Source organism: Clostridium sp. UBA7339, from assembly GCF_002470865.1.
In the GTDB taxonomy this organism is placed as follows: Bacteria; Bacillota; Clostridia; order Clostridiales; family Clostridiaceae; genus Clostridium_J; species Clostridium_J sulfidigenes.
Genome location: NZ_DKPI01000006.1, coordinates 78,951 through 103,843, shown reverse-complemented (window position 1 = coordinate 103,843; position 24,893 = coordinate 78,951). Strand labels below are relative to the sequence as shown.

Annotated in this window: 27 protein-coding genes; 26 read left to right on the top strand and 1 reads right to left on the bottom strand. The window is 32.0% G+C overall.

Features of this window, described 5'->3' with window-relative positions; all coding sequences use genetic code 11:
• Positions 1–10 precede the first annotated feature (10 nt).
• The 26 genes from fliE (at position 11) to B2S02_RS03775 (ending at position 23,100) form a co-directional block, all read left to right on the top strand.
• A complete protein-coding gene (gene fliE, locus B2S02_RS03900; protein WP_346877374.1) occupies positions 11–331 on the top strand; it encodes a flagellar hook-basal body complex protein FliE in 321 nt (106 codons plus the stop codon).
• Between the two features lie 16 nt (positions 332–347).
• Positions 348–1,919, top strand: a complete 1,572-nt coding sequence (gene fliF / locus B2S02_RS03895; RefSeq protein ID WP_346920318.1) for a flagellar basal-body MS-ring/collar protein FliF — start codon at positions 348–350, stop codon at positions 1,917–1,919.
• 2 nt (positions 1,920–1,921) lie between these two features.
• The gene (gene fliG / locus B2S02_RS03890) at positions 1,922–2,935 is read left to right on the top strand and encodes a flagellar motor switch protein FliG (RefSeq protein ID WP_346847886.1); all 1,014 of its coding nucleotides are present in this window, start codon (positions 1,922–1,924) and stop codon (positions 2,933–2,935) included.
• Positions 2,919–3,686, top strand: coding sequence for a hypothetical protein (locus tag B2S02_RS03885; protein WP_346877376.1), 768 nt, complete (start codon positions 2,919–2,921; stop codon positions 3,684–3,686). Before fliG ends, B2S02_RS03885 begins: the two co-directional genes overlap by 17 nt.
• Positions 3,687–3,700: 14 nt before the next feature.
• Positions 3,701–5,008, top strand: coding sequence for a flagellar protein export ATPase FliI (gene fliI, locus B2S02_RS03880; protein ID WP_346920317.1), 1,308 nt, complete (start codon positions 3,701–3,703; stop codon positions 5,006–5,008).
• Between the two features lie 14 nt (positions 5,009–5,022).
• Positions 5,023–5,463, top strand: coding sequence for a flagellar export protein FliJ (fliJ, locus tag B2S02_RS03875; RefSeq protein ID WP_346877378.1), 441 nt, complete (start codon positions 5,023–5,025; stop codon positions 5,461–5,463).
• Between the two features lie 5 nt (positions 5,464–5,468).
• Positions 5,469–6,800 (top strand): flagellar hook-length control protein FliK, encoded by a 1,332-nt coding sequence (locus tag B2S02_RS03870; RefSeq protein WP_346877474.1) that lies wholly within the window; start codon positions 5,469–5,471, stop codon positions 6,798–6,800.
• A gap of 11 nt (positions 6,801–6,811) precedes the next feature.
• Positions 6,812–7,513 carry a flagellar hook capping FlgD N-terminal domain-containing protein gene (locus tag B2S02_RS03865; RefSeq protein ID WP_346877379.1) on the top strand — a complete coding sequence of 234 codons (702 nt, stop codon included), beginning with the start codon at positions 6,812–6,814 and terminating at the stop codon, positions 7,511–7,513.
• Positions 7,514–7,556: 43 nt separating this feature from the next.
• Positions 7,557–8,615, top strand: coding sequence for a flagellar hook-basal body complex protein (locus B2S02_RS03860; protein WP_346877380.1), 1,059 nt, complete (start codon positions 7,557–7,559; stop codon positions 8,613–8,615).
• A 101-nt stretch (positions 8,616–8,716) separates the two neighbouring features.
• The gene (locus B2S02_RS03855) at positions 8,717–8,932 is read left to right on the top strand and encodes a flagellar FlbD family protein (protein ID WP_346847892.1); all 216 of its coding nucleotides are present in this window, start codon (positions 8,717–8,719) and stop codon (positions 8,930–8,932) included.
• The gene (locus B2S02_RS03850; protein ID WP_346847893.1) at positions 8,919–9,710 is read left to right on the top strand and encodes a motility protein A; all 792 of its coding nucleotides are present in this window, start codon (positions 8,919–8,921) and stop codon (positions 9,708–9,710) included. Before B2S02_RS03855 ends, B2S02_RS03850 begins: the two co-directional genes overlap by 14 nt.
• Before the next feature lie 10 nt (positions 9,711–9,720).
• The gene (locus B2S02_RS03845) at positions 9,721–10,455 is read left to right on the top strand and encodes an OmpA family protein (protein WP_346847894.1); all 735 of its coding nucleotides are present in this window, start codon (positions 9,721–9,723) and stop codon (positions 10,453–10,455) included.
• Positions 10,439–10,936, top strand: a complete 498-nt coding sequence (locus B2S02_RS03840) for a flagellar basal body-associated FliL family protein (RefSeq protein WP_346847895.1) — start codon at positions 10,439–10,441, stop codon at positions 10,934–10,936. The genes B2S02_RS03845 and B2S02_RS03840 overlap by 17 nt, the downstream gene beginning before the upstream one ends.
• A 7-nt stretch (positions 10,937–10,943) precedes the next feature.
• Complete coding sequence (locus B2S02_RS03835) at positions 10,944–11,285, top strand: flagellar biosynthetic protein FliO (protein ID WP_346877382.1); 342 nt, start codon at positions 10,944–10,946, stop codon at positions 11,283–11,285.
• Positions 11,286–11,317: 32 nt separating this feature from the next.
• Positions 11,318–12,139 (top strand): flagellar type III secretion system pore protein FliP, encoded by an 822-nt coding sequence (gene fliP / locus B2S02_RS03830; RefSeq protein WP_346920316.1) that lies wholly within the window; start codon positions 11,318–11,320, stop codon positions 12,137–12,139.
• Positions 12,140–12,153: 14 nt separating this feature from the next.
• Complete coding sequence (locus tag B2S02_RS03825; RefSeq protein ID WP_346847898.1) at positions 12,154–12,423, top strand: flagellar biosynthetic protein FliQ; 270 nt, start codon at positions 12,154–12,156, stop codon at positions 12,421–12,423.
• Positions 12,424–12,434: 11 nt separating this feature from the next.
• The gene (locus B2S02_RS03820; protein ID WP_346847899.1) at positions 12,435–14,270 is read left to right on the top strand and encodes a fused FliR family export protein/FlhB family type III secretion system protein; all 1,836 of its coding nucleotides are present in this window, start codon (positions 12,435–12,437) and stop codon (positions 14,268–14,270) included.
• A 19-nt stretch (positions 14,271–14,289) separates the two neighbouring features.
• A complete protein-coding gene (gene flhA, locus B2S02_RS03815) occupies positions 14,290–16,353 on the top strand; it encodes a flagellar biosynthesis protein FlhA (protein WP_346847900.1) in 2,064 nt (687 codons plus the stop codon).
• Complete coding sequence (gene flhF / locus B2S02_RS03810; protein ID WP_346920315.1) at positions 16,353–17,531, top strand: flagellar biosynthesis protein FlhF; 1,179 nt, start codon at positions 16,353–16,355, stop codon at positions 17,529–17,531. The genes flhA and flhF overlap by 1 nt, the downstream gene beginning before the upstream one ends.
• Complete coding sequence (locus B2S02_RS03805) at positions 17,525–18,391, top strand: MinD/ParA family protein (protein ID WP_346847902.1); 867 nt, start codon at positions 17,525–17,527, stop codon at positions 18,389–18,391. The genes flhF and B2S02_RS03805 overlap by 7 nt, the downstream gene beginning before the upstream one ends.
• Positions 18,392–18,400: 9 nt before the next feature.
• Entirely contained in the window at positions 18,401–19,060 is a 660-nt protein-coding gene (locus tag B2S02_RS03800; protein ID WP_346847903.1) for a flagellar brake protein, read from the top strand.
• Positions 19,061–19,072: 12 nt separating this feature from the next.
• Entirely contained in the window at positions 19,073–19,807 is a 735-nt protein-coding gene (locus tag B2S02_RS03795) for a FliA/WhiG family RNA polymerase sigma factor (RefSeq protein WP_346847904.1), read from the top strand.
• A gap of 15 nt (positions 19,808–19,822) precedes the next feature.
• Complete coding sequence (locus tag B2S02_RS03790; RefSeq protein ID WP_346880488.1) at positions 19,823–20,392, top strand: hypothetical protein; 570 nt, start codon at positions 19,823–19,825, stop codon at positions 20,390–20,392.
• Between the two features lie 195 nt (positions 20,393–20,587).
• Positions 20,588–21,370, top strand: a complete 783-nt coding sequence (locus B2S02_RS03785; protein ID WP_346847906.1) for a flagellar hook-basal body complex protein — start codon at positions 20,588–20,590, stop codon at positions 21,368–21,370.
• A gap of 36 nt (positions 21,371–21,406) precedes the next feature.
• Positions 21,407–22,195 (top strand): flagellar hook-basal body complex protein, encoded by a 789-nt coding sequence (locus B2S02_RS03780; RefSeq protein ID WP_346847907.1) that lies wholly within the window; start codon positions 21,407–21,409, stop codon positions 22,193–22,195.
• A gap of 137 nt (positions 22,196–22,332) precedes the next feature.
• Entirely contained in the window at positions 22,333–23,100 is a 768-nt protein-coding gene (locus B2S02_RS03775) for a hypothetical protein (RefSeq protein WP_346847908.1), read from the top strand.
• A gap of 47 nt (positions 23,101–23,147) precedes the next feature.
• On the opposite strand, the gene B2S02_RS03770 is transcribed toward B2S02_RS03775, so the two are convergent.
• The gene (locus B2S02_RS03770; RefSeq protein ID WP_346878723.1) at positions 23,148–24,788 is read right to left on the bottom strand and encodes a putative manganese-dependent inorganic diphosphatase; all 1,641 of its coding nucleotides are present in this window, start codon (positions 24,786–24,788) and stop codon (positions 23,148–23,150) included.
• Positions 24,789–24,893 lie beyond the last annotated feature (105 nt).

The window sequence follows — 24,893 nt, the reverse complement described above, 5'->3', positions numbered from 1 at the left end:
GTAGTACTTTATGATGAACAATTACATACCAAATGCAACAATTTTTCAAAATGAGCTAAGGGAAATTTATGGGGTAAAAGAAAAGGATACTGAAGAGAATAGCACTTCGGGTGGCACAGGATTTGCAGCTGTTATAAAGGATGAATTGCAAAAGGTCAACGATCTACAAGTTGAAGCAGATAACAATGTAACAGGATATATTGCAGGAGAAAAAAGTATCCATGAAGTAGTATTAGCTACAGAAGAGGCATCTATGTCCCTAGAGCTTGCTATTCAAATAAGAAATAAGCTAGTTGATGCTTATAAGGAATTTAATAATATGCAAGTATAATGGGGGTAAGGATTAGATGAGTAAGCTATCGGAGCTAATGAAGAAGATAAAAGATAAGTGGAATTCCATGTCGAAAACTAGAAAGATAGCTTTAGTGATAATTGCGGTGGTGACTTTTATAGCAGTAGGAACACTACTTTATGTATCACTTAAACCAAAGTATACGGTTTTATTTTCAAATATGGATTCCCAAGATTCAGGAAAGATTATAGCCAATCTAGAGGGCAAAGGAACTAAGTATAAAATAGAAGGAAATTCCATTTTAGTTGAAAAGTCTCAAGTAGATAAACTGAGAATGGAAATGCTGTCAGAGGTTCAAATAACAGAAGGAAGCCAAGGCTTCGAACTTTTTGATAAGGGTAGCATTGGGGCCACAGATGAAGAATCAAGAATAATGTATCAAAGAGCACTTTCTGGAGAACTTGAAAGAACTATAAAGGGTTTTGAAGAAGTTGAGGCTGCAAAAGTAAACTTAGTTTTACCAACCAACTCAGCCTTTGTAACTAAACCAACTCCCGCTAGTGCTTCAGTAACGGTAAAGTTAGTGCCAGGAAATGAACTTTCACCTGAACAAGTTAAAGCTATTGTACACTTAGTAACAGGTAGTGTGGAAAACTTAGATAAGGAAGACGTTACAATAGTATCAGACAATCTAAAGTTATTAACGGAAGGCTTGTTTGATAATGAAAAAGGGACCCAAGCTACTAGTACAGAAAATCAAATTGATTCAACTAAAAAAGTTGAGAAAGAATATGAAAAGAAAATCTTAAATGTATTAGAACCAATATATAAAGATAATGTAAAAGTATCTGTAAATGCACAGCTTAATTTTGACGCTGTAAAGCAGAATAATGTTACATATGATCCAAAGGGATCCGCAGTAGTAAGTGAGCATATTATTAAAGACAATAGTAAGGGTACTGAAAATACTTCAGGAAGTACTGTAGATAATAATATGACTAATGAGCAAGATGCAGAAAAAGATACTGAAAAAGCAGGCTATTCGGAAGAAACAAGAAATTTTAATAATACTAAGAGTGAAGAAACAGTTGTCAAGGCACCAGGTCAAGTGGAGAGAATTACCACATCTGTTGTTGTAAATGGAGATATGGATAATGCAACTAAGAATACTATAAAAAATTTAGTATCTGATGCCATTGGTTTTGATGAGGCACGAGGTGATGGAATTTCAGTTGAAAGCTTAACATTTAATGATGATTATAAAACACAAGCTGAAGAAGAAATTAACGCTATGAAGGAAGCAGAAGCAAAATCTAGAAGGATTAAGCTTATTGCTTTAGGAGTAGGAGCAGTTATAGCACTTATACTTATTATTGTAGTTGTTTCTATTATTAGAAGTAAGAGAAAAGAAGATGATGAAGAAGATGAAGAGGCTATAGAAGGGCTAGATGTAGTTGTAGGAGATGAAACTTTAGAAACAGTGGCGGATTTATACAAAGATTTAGATTTAGAAGCAGAAACTGAAAGAGAAAAGATTATGAAAGAAGTTAAAAAATATGCAGAAAAGAAACCTGAACAGGTAGCGGATATTATAAAATCATGGATGACTGATGAAGAAGGGAGATAGTAATGGCTAAAACAGAAAAATTTACAGGTATTCAAAAGGCAGCAATATTATTTATCTCTTTGGGACCAGATGCATCTGCAGCAATAATAAAAAGATTAAATGAAAGAGATATACAAAAGATAACCTATGAGATTGCTAATATGTCATCGGTTAAAGCTGAGGACAGACAAGCTGTTTTAGATGAATTTATGGAATTAAATAAGGCTAAGGATTATATTCTTGAAGGTGGAGTAGAGTATGCTAGAAGCGTTTTATCTAAAGCTTTAGGAACTCAAAAGGCCAACGATATTCTAGAGAGAGTTACAGAGTTTTCACAGCAGTTTAGACCTTTTTCTATTGCTAGAAAAGCCGATGCAACTCAGCTTATGAATGTAATTTCAGGAGAACATCCTCAGACTATAGCATTAATACTTTGTCATCTACAGCCGGACAAAGCGGGACAGATAATGTCTGCACTTCCATCTGAATTACAGAGTGAAGTTGCTTTTAGAGTTGCTACTATGAGTAATATATATCCGGTGGTAGTGAAAGAAATTGAAGAGGTATTAAATAGTAAGTTATCTTCAGTGGTTACTAGTGAAAGTAGTGTTATAGGAGGAGTTCAATCTTTAGTTAATATACTTAACCAAGTTGATAGGACTACAGAGAAAAACATTACAGAAGGTCTTGAAAGGGAAGATATGGAACTTGCAGATAAAGTTAAGGAATCTATGTTTGTATTTGAGGATATTATTACTATCAATGATGTGGAAATTCAAAGAATTTTACGTGAGGTTGATAATAAGGAGCTATGTATGGCTCTAAAGGGTACTTCAGAACAAGTAATAGAAACTATATCAAGAAACCTTTCAAAACGTGCAGCAGCTACATTGAAAGAAGATATGGAATTCTTAGGACCTGTAAGACTTATGGATGTTGAAAAAGCTCAACAAAAAATTGTTGCCTTAATTAGAAGACTAGATGAAGCTGGAGAAATAACAATTGTAAGAGGTGGAGACGATGCACTCATCTTATAGGGTAATAAAAAGTGTTAATGTATGTGAAAGTGGAACCAAGGCAATAGATACAGACTTTTATATAGAGCCAGCTCCCATAGTAGAGGAGACTATAGAGCTTGAGGATACTAATCCTAGGAGCATGGAGGAGTATCTAAAACTAAAGAAAAAGGGTGAAGAAATAGTTGAAAATGCCCATAAAGAAGGGGAAGCTATTCTTGCAAATGCAAATGCAAAAGTAGAAGAAATCCTATATGAAGCCAAGGAAGATGGATTTAATAAGGGTTATGAAGAAGGCCATAGTATTGGTTATAAAGAAGGCTATGACAAGGCTTATGATGAAGGAGTAAAAAAAGGTGAAGAAATAATTCGAAATGCAAATTTTATTCTTTATCAAGCTAAGGAAGAGTATGATAAATTTCTTAAGTCTAAGGAGATGGGCATTAGAAAAATTATTGTAAATGCCGTAGAAAATATGCTTAAAAAGGAGCTTGAAAGTAAGGAAGCACTAAATGGATTACTTTTCAACATCCTATCTGAAGAGAAAAATGCCAAGATGATAATTATAAGGGTAGCACCTAACTATTTAGAAGAAATAGAGACAAAGATAGAAGAATTCAAGCATAGTATGGGCATCAGAGGAGAAGTTGTGGTTTTACAGGATAATTATTTAGATTATGGAACCTTAGTTGTTGAAAAGGATGATGGAAAAACCACCTTTACTATTAAGGGGAGCATAGAGAAACTAAAGGAAATTCTCATGGAAGCATAGAGGAAGATGGTATTATGATTAATTTGAATATAGGAGACATTGAAAAAAGTATTAATAAAACAAATTTTAATCATATGGAAGGCATAGTTAAAAACATAATAGGTCTTACCATTGAAGTAAAAGGAGTTAAGGGTTTTGTAGGGGAAATTTTCCACATATATAATGAGGAAAACAAAACTATAGTCTGTGAAGTAGTAGGTTTTAAAGATGGAAATTTGATTCTTATGCCCCTTGGAAACCTAATAGGGATATCTCCTGGATGCAGAGTAGAGAGAACAGGAAAGCAGTTAAGTATAAAGTGTTCAGATGAACTTTTAGGAAGAGTTTTAGATGGAATTGGAAATCCTTTAGATGAAAAGGAATTGTCACTTTATAAGAATTATCCCTTGGAAGCTATGCCACCAGACCCATTGAAGAGAAGAAGAATTAAAGAAGTTCTTCCTACAGGGGTAAGAGCCATTGATGGATTTCTTACTTGTGGTGAAGGACAAAGGATTGGTATTTTTGCTGGTTCAGGGGTAGGAAAAAGTACTACTCTTGGAATGATTGCTAGAGAAGCTAAGGCTGATGTAAATGTAATATCCCTAATAGGAGAAAGAGGTAGAGAGGTTTTAGATTTTATAGAAAAAGATCTAGGTCAAGAAGGGTTAAAGAAATCTGTAGTAGTATGTGCTACATCTGATCAACCGGCTCTTGTTAGGCTAAAGGGTGCATTTACTGCTACAGCCATTGCGGAATACTTTAGAGATAAAGGATTAAAGGTTATTCTTATGATGGATTCTGTGACACGTTTTGCTATGGCACAAAGGGAAATTGGTCTTGCTATAGGAGAGCCTCCAGCTACTAAAGGATATACTCCTTCGGTTTTTGCAATGTTACCTAAACTTCTTGAGCGTAGCGGTATGTCTGATAAAGGATCTATTACAGCTTTTTATACCGTCCTTGTTGATGGAGATGACTTTAATGAACCAATTGCAGATGCGGTAAGAGGTATTTTAGATGGACATATTGTCTTAAGCCGTGAGTTAGCTACTAAAAATCATTATCCAGCCATAGATGTACTTAAAAGTGTATCTAGACTTATGCCAGAAATTGCAGAGGAAATCCATATAAAGGCTGCCTCACTTGCTAGAGATTTAATGGCCTCTTATAAAGAAGCTGAAGATTTAATAAATCTAGGAGCTTATGTAAAGGGAAGTAATTCTAAAATAGATATGGCCATTGAATATATAGATAGTATAAATGGATTTTTAACTCAAGAGATAAAAGAAGGTTGCGAAATTGAAGCTAGTAAAGACATGCTTATTAATATGTTTAAATAAAGGTGGTGTAAATTTTGGGACAAACTTATAAGTTTAAATTACAAAGGTTATTGGACTTAAGAGAAAAAGAAGAAGATGGTAAAAAAATAGTTTTTATGGAGGCCCTTAGGGATAAGAACAGGGTAGAAGAAGAACTTAAAAGTCTAGAGGATAGCTTCCAAAGATACTCTACTGTGAATAATAACATGAGTGTAACTGAAAGAAAAATTCAGCATCATTATTTAAATCTATTAAATAGTACTATTGATATTACACAAGAAAAGCTTAAAACTGATGAAGAAAGAGTGAAGCTCACTAGGAAAGAATTAGTTACTGCTCAAGTAAATAAAAAGATTGTAGGCATATTAAAAGATAAGGATCAGGCAGCATTTATAAAAGAAGAAAATCGAATAGAACAAATTCAAAATGATGAATTTGCACTTTATGGATTTATACGTGAGTGTGGGAGGCGATAAATTTGATGGAAATGGCACAATTTAGTGTTGGAAATGACCTGTATAAAGGTAGTAGTACTAGTGATAAAGTTAAAAAGTCTGAAGGAAATAAAGGATATTCTAATAAGGAATTTTCCAAGGAACTTAAAAACTACAGTACAGATAATGAAAGCTCTAAAACTAAATCAGTAAATTCTATTAAGCAAGAAAAAGTTAAAGAGCCTTCGAAGGATTACATATTGAGCTCTGAGGAAGTTCATGAAGGTGAAAAGCTAAGTACCTCAGAAGATATGCAGTCACTAATAAATCTAATAATAGCTCTTTTGAATAAGAAGGATCCTTCTAAGGATGAAATGGTTTCGTCTGATCTTATCAGTGGAAATGAAGGTAAAGTGGAACTACAACCTTTATTAGACCTTTTAGGAAGTGAAAAAAGGGCAAATGGCTTATTAGAATTATTAAGTGAAGCATCAATTAATAGTGACATGAAAAATAAACTTACAGAGTTATTAACTTTAATTAATGAAGATATTACTGAGCTAGACAATAGTAGTGAAAGTCTTATGAAACTATTAACAGCAGAAGAAGGTATAGATAATGATGATCTAATAAGTCAGTTACAAAAAATAGTTTCAATGAAAGATGCTAATAAAGAAGAGGAGCCTTTAAATATACCTAGAAGAATAGAACTGGAAGCTAATGTTATAGAAAAAAGTAGTGTAGTAGCTAGAGTAGAAGATAATGAAGAAAGTAGTAGTAGTAAAGATAGTAAGTTTTCAAAGGAAACAGCTATTTTGAATAAAGTAATTAATGGTGAAGAGAAGGATTCAAAGGTTACAAGAGCTGCTGATTTTATGTCATACTTTGAAAATAGTGTACAAAAATCAGGAGAAGTATCTAGTGAAAAGCCTATAGCTATTACAAAGAGTGATCTTAATAATGATGTGATAAAAGCTTTATCATACATGGATAAAAATGGGGTTAAGGATTTAACTGTAAAGATTTATCCTAAAGAGTTGGGTGAAATATCCATATCTGTAAGTATGGAACAAGGTGCTTTAAAGGCAATGATTAAGGCTACATCAAAGGAAACTGTAGAAATGTTAGCTTTAGGACTTAAGGACATAAATGAAAAGCTAAATGGAAACAACATAAAAATACAATCAGTAGATATAGGACTTTATGAAGAGGATACTACCTATTATGCTCATGGAAACAACCAAGGCAAAGCATATGAAAATGGTGGACAAAGAGGTAGTGAGAATGGTAGACAAGGGTCAGAGGTCAATATAGTTGAAGAGGATGTTATACCTGAAGCTAATGTGAAAGCCTCTAATGAGATAGATTTACTAGTTTAGGAGATGATGAAATGGCAATATCAACTAATAATACAACAGCACCTTGGGTTGAAGGAAACAAAACTAAAAATGGTACGCCTATTGTAAAACCAGGGGCAGAACTTGACAAAAATTCTTTCTTTAAAATATTAGCTGCTGAGCTTTCTAATCAGGATCCAACTCAATCACAAGATACTACTGCATATGTCTCACAGTTAGCTCAATTTACAACCCTTGAACAGATGAGTTCATTAAATTCTACAATGACTCTTTCATCTGCACAAGGATTAACTGGAAAATTTGTAGCTTTAGATGCATTGGATGCTAATGGAGTACCTCAGTGTGGCGTAGTTAGGGCTGTGTATAAACATAAGGGAGACGTTTATGTTACTGTGGAAGGTGTAGATGGAAAATATACAGATTATGAATATAGCCAAGTTACAGATGTCATTGATTCGGGAGATCCAAATATGGATAACTTAACCTTCTCTAATGCAGTAACATTGATGGGTAAAATTGTTGAAATAGCATTGCCAGCAGATACATCTGTAGAAAAGCCTAAGGGAGATGGCAAGGAAGAAGAAAAGCCAGTAAAGCCTAAGAGTATTACAGGGAAAGTTCTAGAAGTATATAGGGATGCAGAAGGCATAAAGCTTAAGGTTGAAGTTGAAGTTGATGGAAAAATAGAAATCAGAGATTACTTATTTGACTCTGTAATTGGAGTAAAAGGTTAATAAAATTACATTAAAAAATAGAGAATCGGAGGGATAGTATAATATGTTAAATTCAATGTACTCAGGGATATCAGGTTTAGGAGCAAATCAAAAAAAGTTAGATGTAATAGGAAATAACGTGGCTAACTCAGGAACTACTTCCTTTAAATCATCTTCAGTTACTTTTCAGGATAGTATGTATCAAAGTTATAAGGGAGCATCAGGTCCAGGATTAAACTTAGGAGGAGTTAACCCTTCTAGAGTTGGTATGGGAGTTTCTATACAAAGTATAGTAACAAACATGGCTCAAGGAAGTCTGCAACCAACAGGAAGACCTTATGATGTAGCTGTAGATGGAACAGGATATTTTATAGTAGCTAAAGGAAAAGAAAATGGCACAATAACAGTTAATCCAGATCAAAGTATGGAATCTACAACCTTAGAGAGCTTTTATACAAGAGATGGTTCATTTAAGGTAGATAGTAAGGGAAATCTTCTAAATTCTAATGGATATAGAATTATGGGTTATGCTATAAGTGATGGAACAGCAACATCTCCATTAGGTGGAATAGTTAATTATGTAGATGGAGAATCCGAAAACTTAAATGCTAATCAAAATGAATTAGTAGCACTTAAAATACCAGAAACTGTTTCTAAGCTGGTAACTGATAAAGATGGAAATCCAGAAGTAGATGCTGGTGGAAATCCAACAGGAAGAAGAGAAGATGTTAGAATTCAAGGTTTCTCTATAGAAAATGATGGACTAATTAAGGCTGTCCTTGCTGATGGTAGTACTACTGTTCTTGGACAAGTTGCCATGGCGTCATTTACTAACAATGAAGGTCTTGAGCAAAAGGGAAATAATATGTATTCTCCTTCAGCAAACTCAGGAAATCCATTAGCTAGAGTTGGTAAATATACTGATAAAGCTGCTTTAGGTGCAAGAGAAGACAATGGCAAGGCTTATGGACAAGTTTTAAATGGATTCTTAGAGATGTCAAATGTTGATTTATCTGCACAGTTTACAGATATGATAGTTGCAACTCGTTCTTTCCAGGCTTGCGGTAAAATCATCACTACTGCAGATGAAATATTACAAGAACTTGTAAATTTAAAAAGATAATTTATTTAAATATGTAAATGTGATTTTCCTTAGGCTAGGACGGTGCTTATATTGATCTTAGCTTAAGTAAATTTACTATATCATAGGAGGTATAGGAGAATATGATAGAGGTTAATCCCTTAAATGGAAACAAATTTATTCTTAATAGTAATCACATTGAAAAAATTGAAGAAATCCCAGAGACAGTAATTACCTTAGTCAATGGAAAAAAGTATTTAGTTAAAGAAAGTTCTAAAGAAATAGTTGATAAGGTTATAGAATTTAGACGAAAATACTGGGCAAATGTACGGTTGGAGGAAAGCAATGAAGAAGAATGATATGTTAACAGCTATAGGTTTTGTGATTGCAATTGTTCTTGTATTTTATGGAATGCTAAATGGAGGATCGTTAAAGCTATTCTTTGATGTACCATCCTTAGCTATAACAGTAGGAGGGTCCTTCGGTGCACTTTTAATGTCTTATCCAATGAATGAAATAAAAAGATTTATCAAGGTTGCAGCACAAGCTTTCAAAGAAGATGGAACATCTAAGGTAGATAATATTGCACTATTTGTTAATTTATCTAAAAAAGCTAGAAGAGATGGACTACTTTCTTTAGAAGAAGATATACAAGAGATTAGTAACGAGTTTGTTAAAAAAGGCTTAAATATGATAGTTGACGGTATTGAACCTGAATCTATTAGAGAAGTTATGACTTTAGAAATTAAAGAATTAGAAAAAAGACATGAAGATGCAGCATCTATGTTCACAACTTGGGGAGCATATGCTCCAGCCATGGGTATGATTGGAACATTGATTGGACTTATTCAAATGCTTGCTAACCTATCAGATGCAGACAACTTAGCATCAGGTATGGGTAAGGCTCTTATTACAACTTTTTATGGATCAATGCTTGCTAACTTAGTTGTACTTCCTATAGCAGGAAAGCTAAATTATAAAACATCTAAGGAAGTAAACCAAATGGAAATGATGATTGAAGGAGTACTTTCTATACAATCAGGAGTAAACCCAAGGGTAATTGAAGATAAAATGATAGTATATTTATCACCAGAGGATAGAGTAAAGTATTTAAGTAGTGTTAATCAAGGAGAGTAGGTGAATAATTATGGCCAAGAAAGACATAAAAACTGATGGGTGGTTAGCTACTTATGCAGATACTGTTACTTTGCTATTAACCTTCTTTGTTTTACTTTATTCACTATCAACTATAGACTCACAAAAATTTCAGCAGATAGCTGTAGCCATGCAAAGTGCTTTTAGTGGTAAGGCTGATAGGTCCATACTTGAATTTAACTCAAGTAGTGGTGATGTACCTATAGTTGGAAAGCCACAGCTTACAGTGGAGGATATTCAAGAAAATGAAGACTTGGAAATTTTAGAGGACGTATTAACTTACATTAAGGAAAATGATTTAGAGAATGATGTTCAAATATATGAAGATGAAAAAGGTCTTAATATCCAGATGAAGGATTCGGTGCTTTTTGATACTGGAAAGGCAGAACTAAGGTCAGATAGTAAAAACGTATTAGATAAGGTTAGTGACTTAATTGGAAAGGTAGATAACAAGATTATAATTGAAGGTCATACAGATAATGTACCAATTAACACACCAGCTATGCCAAATAACTGGCATCTATCTTCTGCTAGAGCATTAAGCGTACTGGATTATTTTCTTGGTAGTAAAAAGATTTTAAATCCTCAAAGATTTTCAGCTCAGGGATGTGGAGAGTATAGACCTATAGCAAAAAACGATACGGATGAAGGTCGAGCTAAAAATAGAAGAGTTAATATTATAGTTGTAACTAATGTAAAGGAGCAAGGAAATGAGCAAGAAAAATAGTAATGGCAATGAGTTAGAAAAAGAAAAGGGCGGAAGTTCTAAATTAGTTCTAATTATAGTAACCGCTATAGTAATATTTGCACTTATAAGTGGAGCTGTATTTGTTGGATATACCATTGCAACAAAGAATGTAGGTAAAAATAATAATGGCACTAGTGAAAGTAATGTAGTAGAAAAGGAAGCTACCTTAAATTTAGACGAGTTCTTAGTAAATTTAAGTGATGAGGGAAAGTCTAAATTTGTAAAGGTGAAAATTTCCTTAGGTTCGAATTTAGAGAATAAGGATTTGCAAGAAGAACTTACAGCAAAGATTCCACAAATAAGAGACTGTATAAATAAGGTATTAAGAGCTAAGAAATCTACGGATTTCAAAACAGAGGGAGATGCTTTATTAAAAGAAGAGATAGTCGTAAAGGCAAATGAACTTTTAAATAGTGGTAAGATAACCAATATTTATTTCACAGATATAATTGTTCAATAGGTGACCTATGGATAGTCAATTGATTTTAACCTTATTAAAACTTGTAATATTTTTCCCATTAGTTATAGGATTAATTCTTTGGCTAGGGAAGACTGTTGAGAAATATAGTCACATAAACAGAAAATCTACAATGAGAGTAGTAGAGAGACTAACCATTAGTAAGGATAACTCTCTGCTCATTGTAAAGATAAGAGATAAATATTATTTAGTAACTTCAGCTCAAGGAAAAATAGAAATTGTAGAAGAAGTTGCAGGGGAAGATTATAAAGAAATTGAAATGATTAAATTAAAGAATAGTAGTGAGTTAAAACAAATTTTTAAAGACAAGTATCTTAAATGGAGAAAGTAAAATATTATTTTAGGAATAAAGGGATAATACATATGAAAAAATTTGATCTAAAAAAGTTTATAAAACCCATAACGCTAATACTACTGGTGTTTTGTGTTATTTCAATTAGTAGTAAAGTAGCTTATGCTACTGGAGATACCATGCCAATTCCAGATATAAATATATCTTTTGGTGATGGGGATGCAAAAACTCCTACTGAATATGTGGACAATATAAAATTATTATTAGTACTAACAGTACTTACAATACTTCCATCAATCCTTATAATGACCACAGGATTTATAAGAATTGTAACAGTACTTTCTTTCTTTAAGAGTGCTATAGGAGCTACATCACTGCCAAAACAAATAATTGTTGGGTTGTCCTTATTTTTAACTTTCTTTGTAATGGCACCTACCTTTTCAGAAATTAATGAAAAGGCAGTTCAGCCTTATATGAAGGAAGAAATAACAATGGATGTTGCTATAGATAAAGGGATAAAGCCCATGAGGGAATTTATGTTAAAGCAAACTAGAGTAAAAGATTTAAAGTTGTTTCTTGAAGCTGGAAAGGTAGAGGATGCTATTAAAGTAGAAAAGGATGCAGATGGTAAGGAAACTTATAATTATGATAATGTTCCACTTTATACAATTGTACCAGCCTTTGTTATAAGTGAGTTAAGAACAGCATTTGAAATAGGATTTTTGTTATTTATACCATTTATATTGGTGGACATTGTAACAGCTAGTGTTCTTATGTCTATGGGTATGTTTATGTTACCGCCAGCTATGATTTCTCTGCCATTTAAATTACTTTTATTTGTATTAGTAGATGGATGGAATTTGTTAAGTCAATCCTTAATACTAGGATTTTAGAGAGGTGATGTAATATGACACAGACTATGGTGGTTGCAATATTACAGGATATGGTGAAGACAGCTTTAATGGCAGCTGGACCAATACTACTTACAGCTACGGTAGTAGGTCTTTTGATAAGTATATTTCAAGCCACAACTCAGATACAAGAACAAACTTTAACCTTTGTACCTAAAATAATAGCTGTGGCAATAGTGGGAATAATTACTGCCACATTTATAGGAAACACAGTGATAGGTTTTACTCAAAGAATTTTTTCAATAATTTCTAATATAGGAGCTTAGGTGGGATAACGTTGGTAGATATTTTAATGTTTATAGCTTTTTTAATGGTGTTTATGAGGATAACATCCTTGATTTTTACAGTGCCAACCTTTTTCCCAACAGGAACACCAAATATAGCAAAGATTGGTGTAGGACTTATTATATCCATGATTTTATCTCCCATAATCAGTACTGAAGCATTACCAGAAATAAGTAATATGTTTGTTTTAATAGTGCTTATAGGTAAAGAAGTAATTATAGGAATATGTCTAGGATATATAGTAAATTTACTGTTTAGTGTTGTACAAATGGCAGGACAAATTATGGATTTTTCCATGGGCTTTTCTATGATGAGCCTATTTGACCCAGTTGCAGGTGAAAACATATCAGTAATGGGAAGGTTGATGTACTGGATTTGTCTTGCTGTATTTATGTTAGTTGATGGACATCTTATTTTAGTGCAGTGTCTTATAGATAGTTTTACTTCAGTTCCTGTAGGGACTGTAACCTTTAATAAAGAAATTTTGGGATATATTATTCAAGTTGTATTTGAATTTTTTACTATTGGGATTAAGATTGCAGTGCCAATAATGCTTATAATACTTATGACGGAAATTGTATTGGGCTTGGTATCAAGAGTTATGCCTCAGCTTAATGCTATGATACTAGGAATGCCAATCAAGATTTTTGTTGGACTTGCAACCTTTGTAATTTCTATTCCTTTAATTATGAAAATTATAGCTTCAAATTTTGGTGCTATTAAGCATATATTCTCGGAAATATTCACTATGATGCCCTTTATATTAATTTCCGCATCTAATGATAGTGGAGATAAAACGGAAAAACCTACTCCTAAAAAACTTCAAGATGCTAAGAAAAAAGGTCAAGTAGCTAAAAGTAAGGAATTATCTTCTGCCTTAACTCTTTTAGCAGCTACTTTAGTTATAGCTATCTTAAGTAGCTTTGTGCTAAAGGTATTAAGCTCCAGTATGACAAAGTATCTAGGGAGTTACTTAAATTTTCAATTAAGCCAAGAGAGTTTAGTAGGACTTTTAATAAAGGTATTCATAGATATATTTAAAATATTTATACCAGTGGCAGTTCCTATTATGGTTATAGGCGTAATTGGATCAATAATTCAAACTGGTTTTATATATACTGGAGATCCATTAAAACCTAAGTTTAGCAAACTAAATCCTATAAGTGGATTTAAAAGAATGTTTTCTATAAGATCCTTAGTGGATTTAGTAAAAAATTTAGGTATTGTTTCTATTGTAGGATATATAGGATATAAGTTTGTTATAGATAATTACTATAGTCTTTTGAACTTTGGAAATCTTAAAACAGGAACAATACTTACAGAATTGGCTAGTTTAATAATTAATGTTTTTGTTAAAGTTGGGATAGCCTTATTAATAATAGGATGCATAGATTTTTTATATCAGAAATTCCAACATAATAAGGATTTAAAAATGACTAAACAAGAGATAAAGGAAGAATATAAACAACAAGAAGGAGACCCTATAGTTAAGGGGAAAAGAAAACAAAAGCAAAGAGAAATGGCTATGAGAAGAATGATGCAATCAGTACCAGATGCTACTGTTGTAATTACAAACCCAACTCACATTGCGGTGGCTTTGAAATATGAAGAAAATAGTGGAAAAGCACCGATAGTTGTGGCAAAGGGCAGTGAGTATGTGGCGTTAAAGATTAAGGAAAAGGCTATTGAAAATAATGTACCAATTATAGAAAATAAACCATTAGCTAGACTCATGTTCAAAGAAGTGGATTTAGATAAGGAAATTCCCTTTGATATGTATAAGGCAGTGGCAGAAATATTAGTATTAGTTTATAAAATGAAGAAATAATGTAAAAAGGATGATAATTATGCTTAAAGATAAGGGATTTAGTATTAAGAATAACTTAGATATAATAGTAGCATTTGGGGTAATTCTTATTGTACTAATGATAATTATACCATTACCCCCAGGAATACTTGATATTTTCTTTGCCATTAATATTTCAATATCTATAGTTATAATGTTACTTACAATGTTTACTACAAATGTATTGCAACTATCAGTATTCCCAACATTATTACTTGTAACTACCCTATTTAGGTTAGCACTAAATGTATCATCTACTAGACTTATTCTAGGACAAGCAGATGCAGGAAAGATAGTGCAAGCTTTTGGAGAGTTCGTAATTGGTGGAAACTATTTCGTAGGAATAATAATATTTTTAATTATTGTTATTATACAGTTTTTAGTTATAACTAGTGGTGCTGGAAGAGTATCTGAGGTTTCAGCAAGATTCACCTTAGATGCAATGCCAGGAAAGCAAATGAGTATAGATGCAGATTTAAATGCAGGAATGATTACAGAAGAAGATGCTAGGAAAAAGAGACTTGACCTTCAAAGGGAAGCAGATTTTTATGGAGCTATGGATGGTGCATCTAAATTTGTTAAAGGTGATGCCATAGCAGGTATTATAATTACTATAATAAATATTTTAGGTGGTATTGTTATAGGGGCAGTAATGATGGATATGAGCATAGGCGAGTCTGCTGCTAAGTTTACACAACTCACCATAGGAGATGGACTTGTAAGTCAATTACCTGCACTGTTAATTTCTACAGCTTCGGGTATCTTAGTTACTCGTTCAGGAAGCGATGATAACTTTGGAGCACAGGTATCATCACAATTGACAGCATTCCCAGTAGTTATAGCAATTGCATCTCTAGTACTTTTTATCCTTGGAATAATTCCAGGGATGCCTACACTAGTATTCTTTGCTCTATCTGCAGCATCAGGAACAAGTGCTTATCTAATGTATAAGGATGAAAAGCAACAAGCTAAGCAGAAGATAGAAATAGAAGAAAAGGAAATTGTAGAGAGTGAGAGTAGAGAGCCAGAAAATGTGATGAATTTAATTTCTGTTGAGCCATTAGAGGTAGAAATAGGCTATGGACTTATTCCTATGGCTGATGAATCCTCAGGAGGAGATTTATTGCAGAGAATCTCATCAGTGAGAAGACAATGTGCTATAGAGATGGGAATTGTGGTTCAACCTATTAGAATTAGAGACAATCTGCAAATTAGAAATAATGAATATGTAATAAAGATAAGAGGAACAGTGATAGCTAGAGCGGACATAATGCCAAGCATGTTTCTATGTATGAATCCTTCTGGAGAAGATATAAATATTCAAGGAATAAAGACCATAGAACCTACCTTTGGAATAGAAGCTCTTTGGATAAATAAGGATCAAAGAGAAGATGCAGAGATAAAGGGACTTACTGTGGTAGATCCAACTACAGTTATGGTTACTCATCTTACAGAAACTATTAAAGCTCATTCTTATGAACTTCTTGGACGTCAAGAAACTAAAGTTATTTTAGATTCTGTAAAGGAAAAGTATCCTACTGTGGTAGAGGAACTTGTACCGGACCTTATGACCATAGGAGAAATTCAAAAGGTGTTACAAGGACTTTTAAAAGAGAAGGTATCTATAAAAGACATGGTAACTATATTAGAATGTCTTGCTGATAATTCGCGAAATACTAAGGATATTGAAATGCTAACGGAATATGTAAGATTTTCATTAAGTAGAACTATTTGCAATGATCTAGTGGATGATGAACATAGAATTACTGCAGTAACCATATCTCCAGATATAGAAAAACTAATAGGAAGTAATATTCAAAAATCTATGCAGGGTTCTTTCCCAGCAATAAATCCAGATATTACAACAGAAATATTTAATAGTATTAAGGGAATGTTAGAAAGTACACACTTTCCAACTAATATACCTATAATTCTAGTTTCTCCAAGAATTAGACCAGCTTTTAGAAAGCTTATAGAAATGGTATTTCCAAGCATTGTAGTGTTATCTTTAAATGAAATACCTAATGATGTAGAGATAAGGACCGAAGGAGTTGTATCTATCTAATGATTATAAAGAAATATGTAGCTTCTACCATGAAGGAAGCATTAAGTAAGATAGGTAAGGAGTTAGGAAAAGATGCTGTAATTATAAGTCAGAGAGCTATAAGAAAGCCTGGTATTAAAGGGTTGTTTTCTCCTAAAGTAGTGGAGATAACCGCAGCTGTTGAATCTAAATCTAATGATTTAAGTTGGGATGATAAAGAAATAAACAGTAAGAGTATTTTACCAGTAGATATAGTGGAAAATGATGAAGTGGAGCTAAGACAAGAAGTTGAAACAATGAAGAGTCTTATAAATTCCTATTTTTCTACTCAAAGCAATAATTCTATAAATGAAGAAATTAAATCAGAAGAATTAGATAACAAAAACAAAGAAGAAAGTGAGTTGCAACAAGAAAAGACTAATAATAGTGAAATTTATTTTAAAGAAGCCAAGGAAAGACTTAGAGAAGTAGATATATCTAAAGATATAATTGAAGAATTAATAGAAACTATAAAAATAAATAAACAAGTGTCTTCCGTTGATGAAATCATGAATGGAATTAAAGAGGAACTTGGCGCTATTATAAAAATAGATTCTAGTGAAATAAATGGAACCATAGCTTTAGTTGGTCCTACAGGAGTAGGAAAAACTACAACTATAGCAAAGCTAGCAGGGGAGCTAGCTCTTGTAAAAAAGAAAAAGGTAGGTTTAATTACTGTAGACACCTATAGAATAGGAGCAGTAGAACAGTTAAAAACCTATGCAGATATTATGAATATTGATTTTAAAGTGGTATTTTCATTAGCTGAGATGGAAGAAGCTATAAACTCAATGAAAGACTGTGATGTGATCTTATTAGATACTACTGGAAGGAGTAGTAAAAATACTATGCAAGTATTAGAATTGAAGGCTTTTCTAGATAGGGCTAAGGTGGATAATGCTTATTTAGTAGTCAGTGCTACTACTAAGAGTGGTGACATGGACATCATAGCTAATGGATTTTCTAATATAAATTACAAGGGACTAATACTAACTAAGCTAGATGAGACTTCAACTTATGGTTCCATACTAAATATATGTAGAAGGACTCAAGTTCCTATTAAATTTATCACTGTAGGCCAGAATGTACCAGATGATATAAAGGTACCATTGGAGGATGAGATAATAAAATTGGTGTTAGGGGAAAATAGTATATGTTAGACCAGGCTTCAAGATTAAGACAAATGGTATTTGAAAAGCAAGATACTATGGAAGAAGGCAATAATAATACTAAAATCTTTACCATAACTTCCGGTAAGGGAGGGGTAGGTAAGAGTAACATGGTAATTAATTTAGCAATTTCTCTTAAAAAACTAGGGAAAAAGGTCTTAGTACTAGATGCAGATTTAGGTATGGGCAATGTAGATGTTTTAATAGGGACTATACCTAGATATACCATTTTTGATATAATATTAAATAATAAATCTGTTAATGAGGTAGTAATAAATGGACCTTTAGGTATAAAAATTTTATGTGGAGGTACAGGGCTTTCTAGATTAGATGACTTAAATAGGTCGCAAAGAGAAGTTTTAATTAATAAGTTAGGAGAAATAAAAGATTTTGACTATATATTAATTGATACAGGAGCAGGCATAAATAGAACAGTTATGGCCTTTATAGAGTGTAGTCATGAAGTTTTTATTGTGACTACTCCGGAACCAACAGCATTAACGGATGCATATAGCTTATTAAAAACCATATGTAATCATAATGTGAAAAATAGAGCAAAGATTATTGTTAATAAGGTTTTAAGCAAGGAAGAAGGAAATGATACTTTTAATAGACTTAATAGTTCAGCAAATAGATTTCTAGGAGCTAATCTAGTGCATTTAGGAAACATCGCTGAAGATAAAAAATTAGTGCAAGCTGTAAGGATGCAAAGACCTGTGGTATTGTCTTTCCCTAAAAGTGAAGTAAGTGAAAACATTGAGTCTATTGCAAAGGGGTTAGAAGGTATATCTTATAATAAGGGCAATAGCATCCAGGGTATATTTAAAAAAATGCTTAATATTTTTTCATAGGAGGAGAGTATGAAAGCTAATAATATGATGGAAATCAATAATAAAATAGAGATTTATACAAAAAATCGAGAATTAGCAAAATCAAAAATTCAGGATATTGATGAAGATGGTATATATATAGCTATAGCTACACCTATACTAAATGGCATAAGCTATCCCTTAAGTACTGGAGACACAGTTAAGTGTAATTATAATGATGGAAAAGGTAATATATATAATTTTCAAGCTAAGGTGAAAGGGAGAAAATTTGATAAAATAGCCTTGATTACATTGGAAAGAGAAAGTGAATTGCATAAGGTACAAAGAAGAGACTATGTAAGATTGCCATTTATAAATGCTATGAAATATTCACCAATAGATAAGTATAATGAAAGTGTCCTCAGGGATATTGAAAACTGCGATTATAGGGAAGGACAAACTTTAGATTTAAGTGGTGGAGGTATTAGAATAAAGGTAAAGGAAAGTCTTAATTTAGGGCAACTAGTCATGTTGAATACTAAGATTAATAACGAAGATATATTAGCCTTAGGTAAAATCGTTAGAGATGAAACACAAAATAAAAATGAATATGTATATGGAGTAAAATTTCAATTTATTGATGATAAGGTAAGGGAAAATATAATACAGTTTATTTTTAAGAATATGAGAAAGTTAATGAAAACAAAGTAGGAGGGAAATGATGTGTCTGTAGCTTGTGATGTAGATGTTAGAGAAGAAATAATTAAAAAAAATATACCTCTTGTAAAGTATATTGCTTCCAAGATTATCGTAGGAAAAAATAAATATGTTGAATATGAAGACTTAATAAGTTATGGAATGATTGGGCTTATGGATGCTATAAATAAGTTTGATGACACTAAGGGTATGAAATTTTCCACCTATGCTGCCATAAGAATAAATGGAAGTATTATAGATGAAATACGAAAAAATAGTCCTATATCTAAAAGAGCCATCGATAAGCTTAATAGATACAATAAGGTAGTGGAAGAATTACAAAATAAACTTTACAGAGAACCAAAAGATATTGAAGTAGCTGAAAGAATGGAAATAAGTTTAAAGGAGCTTACAGATATACAAGGTTATGTAAACTATATTTCAATGATGTCCTTAGAAACTATTTTATTTGGTGATGATGAGGAAATGTCTTTAATCAATTCCATAGAGGATACTAAAAGTCCTTCTCCACAAAAGTCTTTGGAAGAAAAAGAAATGCTAGAGTACTTGAGGAGAGGCCTGGATAATCTAAAGGAAAGAGATAGACTTATACTAAATCTATACTACTTTGAAAAACTTACTTTAAAACAAGTAGGAGCAGTGTTAGAAGTATCAGAATCAAGAGTTTGTCAACTTCATAGTAGAGCTATTTTAAATTTAAGAAAAGAAATTGAGAAACTCCAATATGATATTAAGTCATAGAAGATAGGTGAGAATATGTATATTTTATTAATTATTATTGGAGTGGCTTTAATTGCTACAAATATAAGGGCTATAATGAGAGAAGAAAATAACTTTAGTAAAGCTATGATAGATGCAGAATCTAATATAGATGAAGTAGACATGAGACTTGTTGAAATAAGAAGTGAGTTTGCTAAAACAATTACAGAATTACAAAGAGAAATAAATGACTTAAAAAAAGTAAATCATACTGTATTTATTAAAAATGAATTATTAGAAAAAAGGGATGATTCAGATAAAAATATTAGTAATGATGAGTACATAAATACCTTGGTAGATAAGATTGATTCCTTAGATGATGATATTCTTCTTCAAGGAGAAAATATGGATGAATTAATGGACGATTTAAAAGAAGAAGAAAAAGACGGTAATCCTAAAAAAGAAAAAGAAGATAGTAATCCTAAAAAAGATATAAAGGGTAATAGCTTAAAAGTAGAAGAGGTAAAAGCCTTATTAGCTGAAGGCTTAAGTGAAGAAGGCATAGCACAACGGCTGAATATAGGAAAGGGTGAGGTCTTATTAATAAAGGAATTATATTTAAAATAAAAAAATTTATTAAAGTTTTAAGTGATAGAAAAATTTTATTTGGTATAGGCATTGGCATAATACTAGGAATATTTTTTAGTATCCCTGCAAAAATAGATTATAAACTTAGCGATGGTGAAATTGAAATAAGAGCAAAAAAATTAGGAATGACCTATCCAGACCAGATTAAAATTGATATAAAGGCGGGTGCAAACAATGATTAGAGGATTGTATACAGTAGCTTCAGGAATAATTACCAGTGAAAAAAATCAAAGTGCTATTATGAATAATATAGCAAATATAAACACTACAGGATATAAATCACAGATTTTATCCATGAAGAGTTTTGATGAGGTATATATTTCTAATAAAGATGGAAAAAACAATGAAAGAGTAACCATTGGAGCTATGAGTAATGGAGTAGAAATAAATGATCGAACCACTAATTTCTCACAAGGAACTATAAAGGATACAGGAGTAACAACTGATTTTGCCCTTCAGGGAGAAGGATTTTTTGTAGTTCAAAGACAAACCGCTAATGGAGCTACAAATTATTATACAAGAGATGGTCATTTTGCTGTAGACACTTCAGGATATTTAGTGACCTCTAATGGAGATAGGGTTCTTAGTAGGAGTGGGAATGGATTAGCACCTATATATATAGGTGAAGGAAGTATTTCTGCAGACAATATTGGGAATATATCTGTAGATGGACGAGACGCTGGCAGATTAGCTGTAGTTAATTTTCCAAAGGATAACCAAGGTAAATATGAAAATCTAAATGAATTTACATATAATCTTTATGAAGGAGTTAATCCTACCTTTGTTAATAATCCTTATGTAGTTAATAAATCCCTTGAAGGATCTAATGTTAGCGTAGTTCAAGAAACTAGTAACATGATGACTGTTATGAGAAACTTTGAAAGTAATGCAACTATTTTAAAGGTTTTAGATTCTACCTTGGACAAGGCTGTAAATGAAATAGGTAAAGCTAGATAGAATTAATAGAGAAAGAAAAATTTGAGGAGTGAGTTTATGTACGGTATGTTTTACACCAATAGAAGTGCAATGGAAGCACAACAGAATAAATTAGACTTAGTATCAAATAATATAGCAAATTCCGGTACTATTGGATATAAAAAAGTAACATCTACATTCCAAGACCTTTATACCAGTTCATTAGAGAGACTAGGAGTACCATGGTCTAAGAATGCAAATACTGAACTTTATGTTGGTACAGGGGTTAAATCTACTAATGAAGTTAGAATAAAAACTCAAGGAAGCTTAACTAATACAAAGATATCTACAGATTTAGCTATAGATGGAGAAGGATTCTTTAAAGTATATAAACAAGATGGAAGTGCAGCCTATACTAGAAATGGAAACTTCAAAGTGGATGCTTCAGGAATTTTAGTAGATAATAATGGATATAGATTATCTATAACTGATGCTAATGGTAATGAGATAAATGTGCCAGGGGGTCCAATTAACTTTGCTAAAGATAAGTTTTCTATAGATGCAAATGGGGCTTTATCCTTAGATAATGATGGAAACTCTATAAAAGTTGGAGATATTAAAACTTATAAGACCATAGGTGATACAGATTTTATTTCTGCAGGACAAAGCTTATTTGTTCCAATAGAAGGAGCTACTGTATTGGAGACTACGGATAGAGATATTTATCAAGGGTTTACGGAAAGATCTAATGTAGATATGTCTACTGAGATGACTGACATGATTGTAGCCCAAAGAGCTTTTCAATTAAGCTCCTCTGCATTAAAAACTGCAGATGATATGTGGGGAATGATAAATAACTTAAGATAGTAATGGAAATAGAAAAGAATGAAAGACATAGTTTTTCATTCTTTTTTTATATTTTCAAACATATAATATAACATTAACAAAGGATAAATTTTAAATAGAAGGGGTGATATTATGGGGTAGGATATTTATTTGGATGTTTGCTAAGTATATTATTTTGGAAGTTTGATAGACATAGATTAGCAATAAAAGTCAATGAGAAATTTAGTGCTAAAATAAGAAGCAAAGTAGTTTTACGATGGGTATACTTTATACTTATACCTACCATAGGGATAATTATAAGTCTTATATCTAATAGGGAGATTGTTAATGCTATTGTAGCTTTCTTCGTTATTGAGATAAGCAATAGTGAAAGAAAAACAGTAATTAAAAAATCCACTGAAAAAAAGGAGTTTTACAATACTTTATCCTTAATTAGCAAATCATTGATTTGTGGTTTTTTAGCACCCTTAATTTATATTCTAATCATAGGTAATGGAGGAGGAGTAATATATACATTAATATATTATATCAGTGACGATGAGAGTCTAAAGTTTATTAATGGTATATTAAATGTGTTAAATATTATTCCAACTCTAATAGGTGGAATGTTCTTATATATTGTCTATATTATTAGAAATAAAACCTTTAAAATTAATTTCAAGGGGGATTTTTTAAAAAATCTATTTACTAATCCACTTTTAAACATTTATATTTTTGCTGCATATATTGAATCAGTTAATTTTTACTACATAGAAGATAAGGGGGTACATTATCTAAAAAGTTATGGGGTGTATCAAGGAAAGATTGATGATTTATGTGTTAAGGATTTTTTAACTGTGATATATGGAGTGTGTTTTATTTTCTTTGTTATATTTTGGATTTATATTATTAATAAGGGATCAATTCTAAAATTAGTGGTACAGTAAACAAAAGGAGGCAGTCTTTAGGGACAGCCTCCTTTGGAGCTAAAGAATTACTTAATTTGGTTTATAACCTCTGTAAGAGGTGGAATAACTTGTTTCTTTCTAGAAACTACCTGGTCAATATATGCTGTTCCATTGTTTAACTTAATGTTAAAGGCTCTTGAGAATACTTCTTTGTGTTCGCCACACACAATGAATAAAGAAGAACTTTTAAATATGTCAGTAACCATAAGAATAATTAGGTCAAACTTTCCTTGACTTGCTTTTTCATTCATTACAGTTTTTAAATCATTAATTAGTGGAGTAAATCCATCCATATAAGTAGTTGTTATTTGTCCAACACCTACTTTAAAATTACCCATATTAAAGATTTTGAAATCTTGGTATAAAAGTTCCTTTGAGCTTTTTCCTTCTAATGAAGTTCCAGCTTTAAACATCTCTTGAGCAAATTTTTCTATATCTATACTTGCTATTTCAGCTAATCTCTTTAGTATGATTTCATCTACAATAGTTGCTGTTGGAGATTTTAATAGTAGAGTATCGGAAATAATAGCTCCACATAATAATCCAGCTACTTTCTTAGATGGTCTAATTCCATTTTCAAAGAAAATATTAGCAACAATGGTAGAAGTACTTCCTACAGGCTCATTTCTAAAGTATATTGGTTGACCTGTTTGAATATCTCCTATTCTATGGTGGTCGATAATTTCTAAAATGTCTGCATCTTCAAGACCGTCTACAGACTGAGTCTTTTCGTTATGATCCACTAAAATTACTTTCTTTCTTTGTTGGGTTATTAAATGATATCTAGAAATGCTTCCAACCACGGAACCATCTTCATCTAAAACTGGATAACTTCTATATCTAGTTTCTAGCATAATATCTTTAATCTCCTCAATGAAGTCACTAGTAGAGAAGGTAATTAAATTATTTTTAGTCATTACGTATTCTATAGGAATACTTTGAGGTATTAGTCTAGCAGCAGTAAAAGAGTCATAAGGAGTAGTGATTATAGTGCATCCTTTTTCTTTAGCTAGGTCAATAATTTTTTCAGAGGGATTTGTATTATTAGTGATTATCATTAATCTAGCATTACAATCTAATACAAATTCTTGAACTAACTCACGGTCTCCACAGATGCAAATATCTTCCGCTTCTATTAAATTTCTATCATTTGGTTCCATCATAGAAACTACAACTTTCCCCTTAAGTTCTAAGTTTTCATCTGATAAGTAAACAATTTTAGCGGATAGAGTTTCTAAAATGTTACTTAGACTTGTTTTACTTTTAGCTAAAACGTAATTATCCCAAATGTCTAGATAACTAGCTGCCAGATTTGATACAGATACAATTCCAGCTAATTTTTCATTAGGATATATAACTGGGAGAGTTTTAATGTTTTTTTGCTTCATTATAGACCAAGCCATTTTTAAGGATATGTCTGAAGCAATAGGAGCTACTGTATCTATTTTTAAATCTATAATTTGAGGCTTTACAGTTTGAACAAGCTGTGGTGGCTGAACTCCAAAGTAATCTAGGATAAACTGAGTTTCTCTACTAATTTCCCCTAGTCTAATTGGAATTGCATTGATTCGTTGGGTTTTATTTTTAAACTCTGAATAAGCAATGGCTGCACAAATAGAATCAGAGTCAGGATTTCTATGACCTGTTATGTATACTTTATTTACCATGAATAACCTTCCTTTATAATATCTATTCTTATTTATAATTAGTATTTTAAAGGTTTATTTACCTTATGTAAAGTTAAAGTTTTCATATACTGGTAGGATGGTACA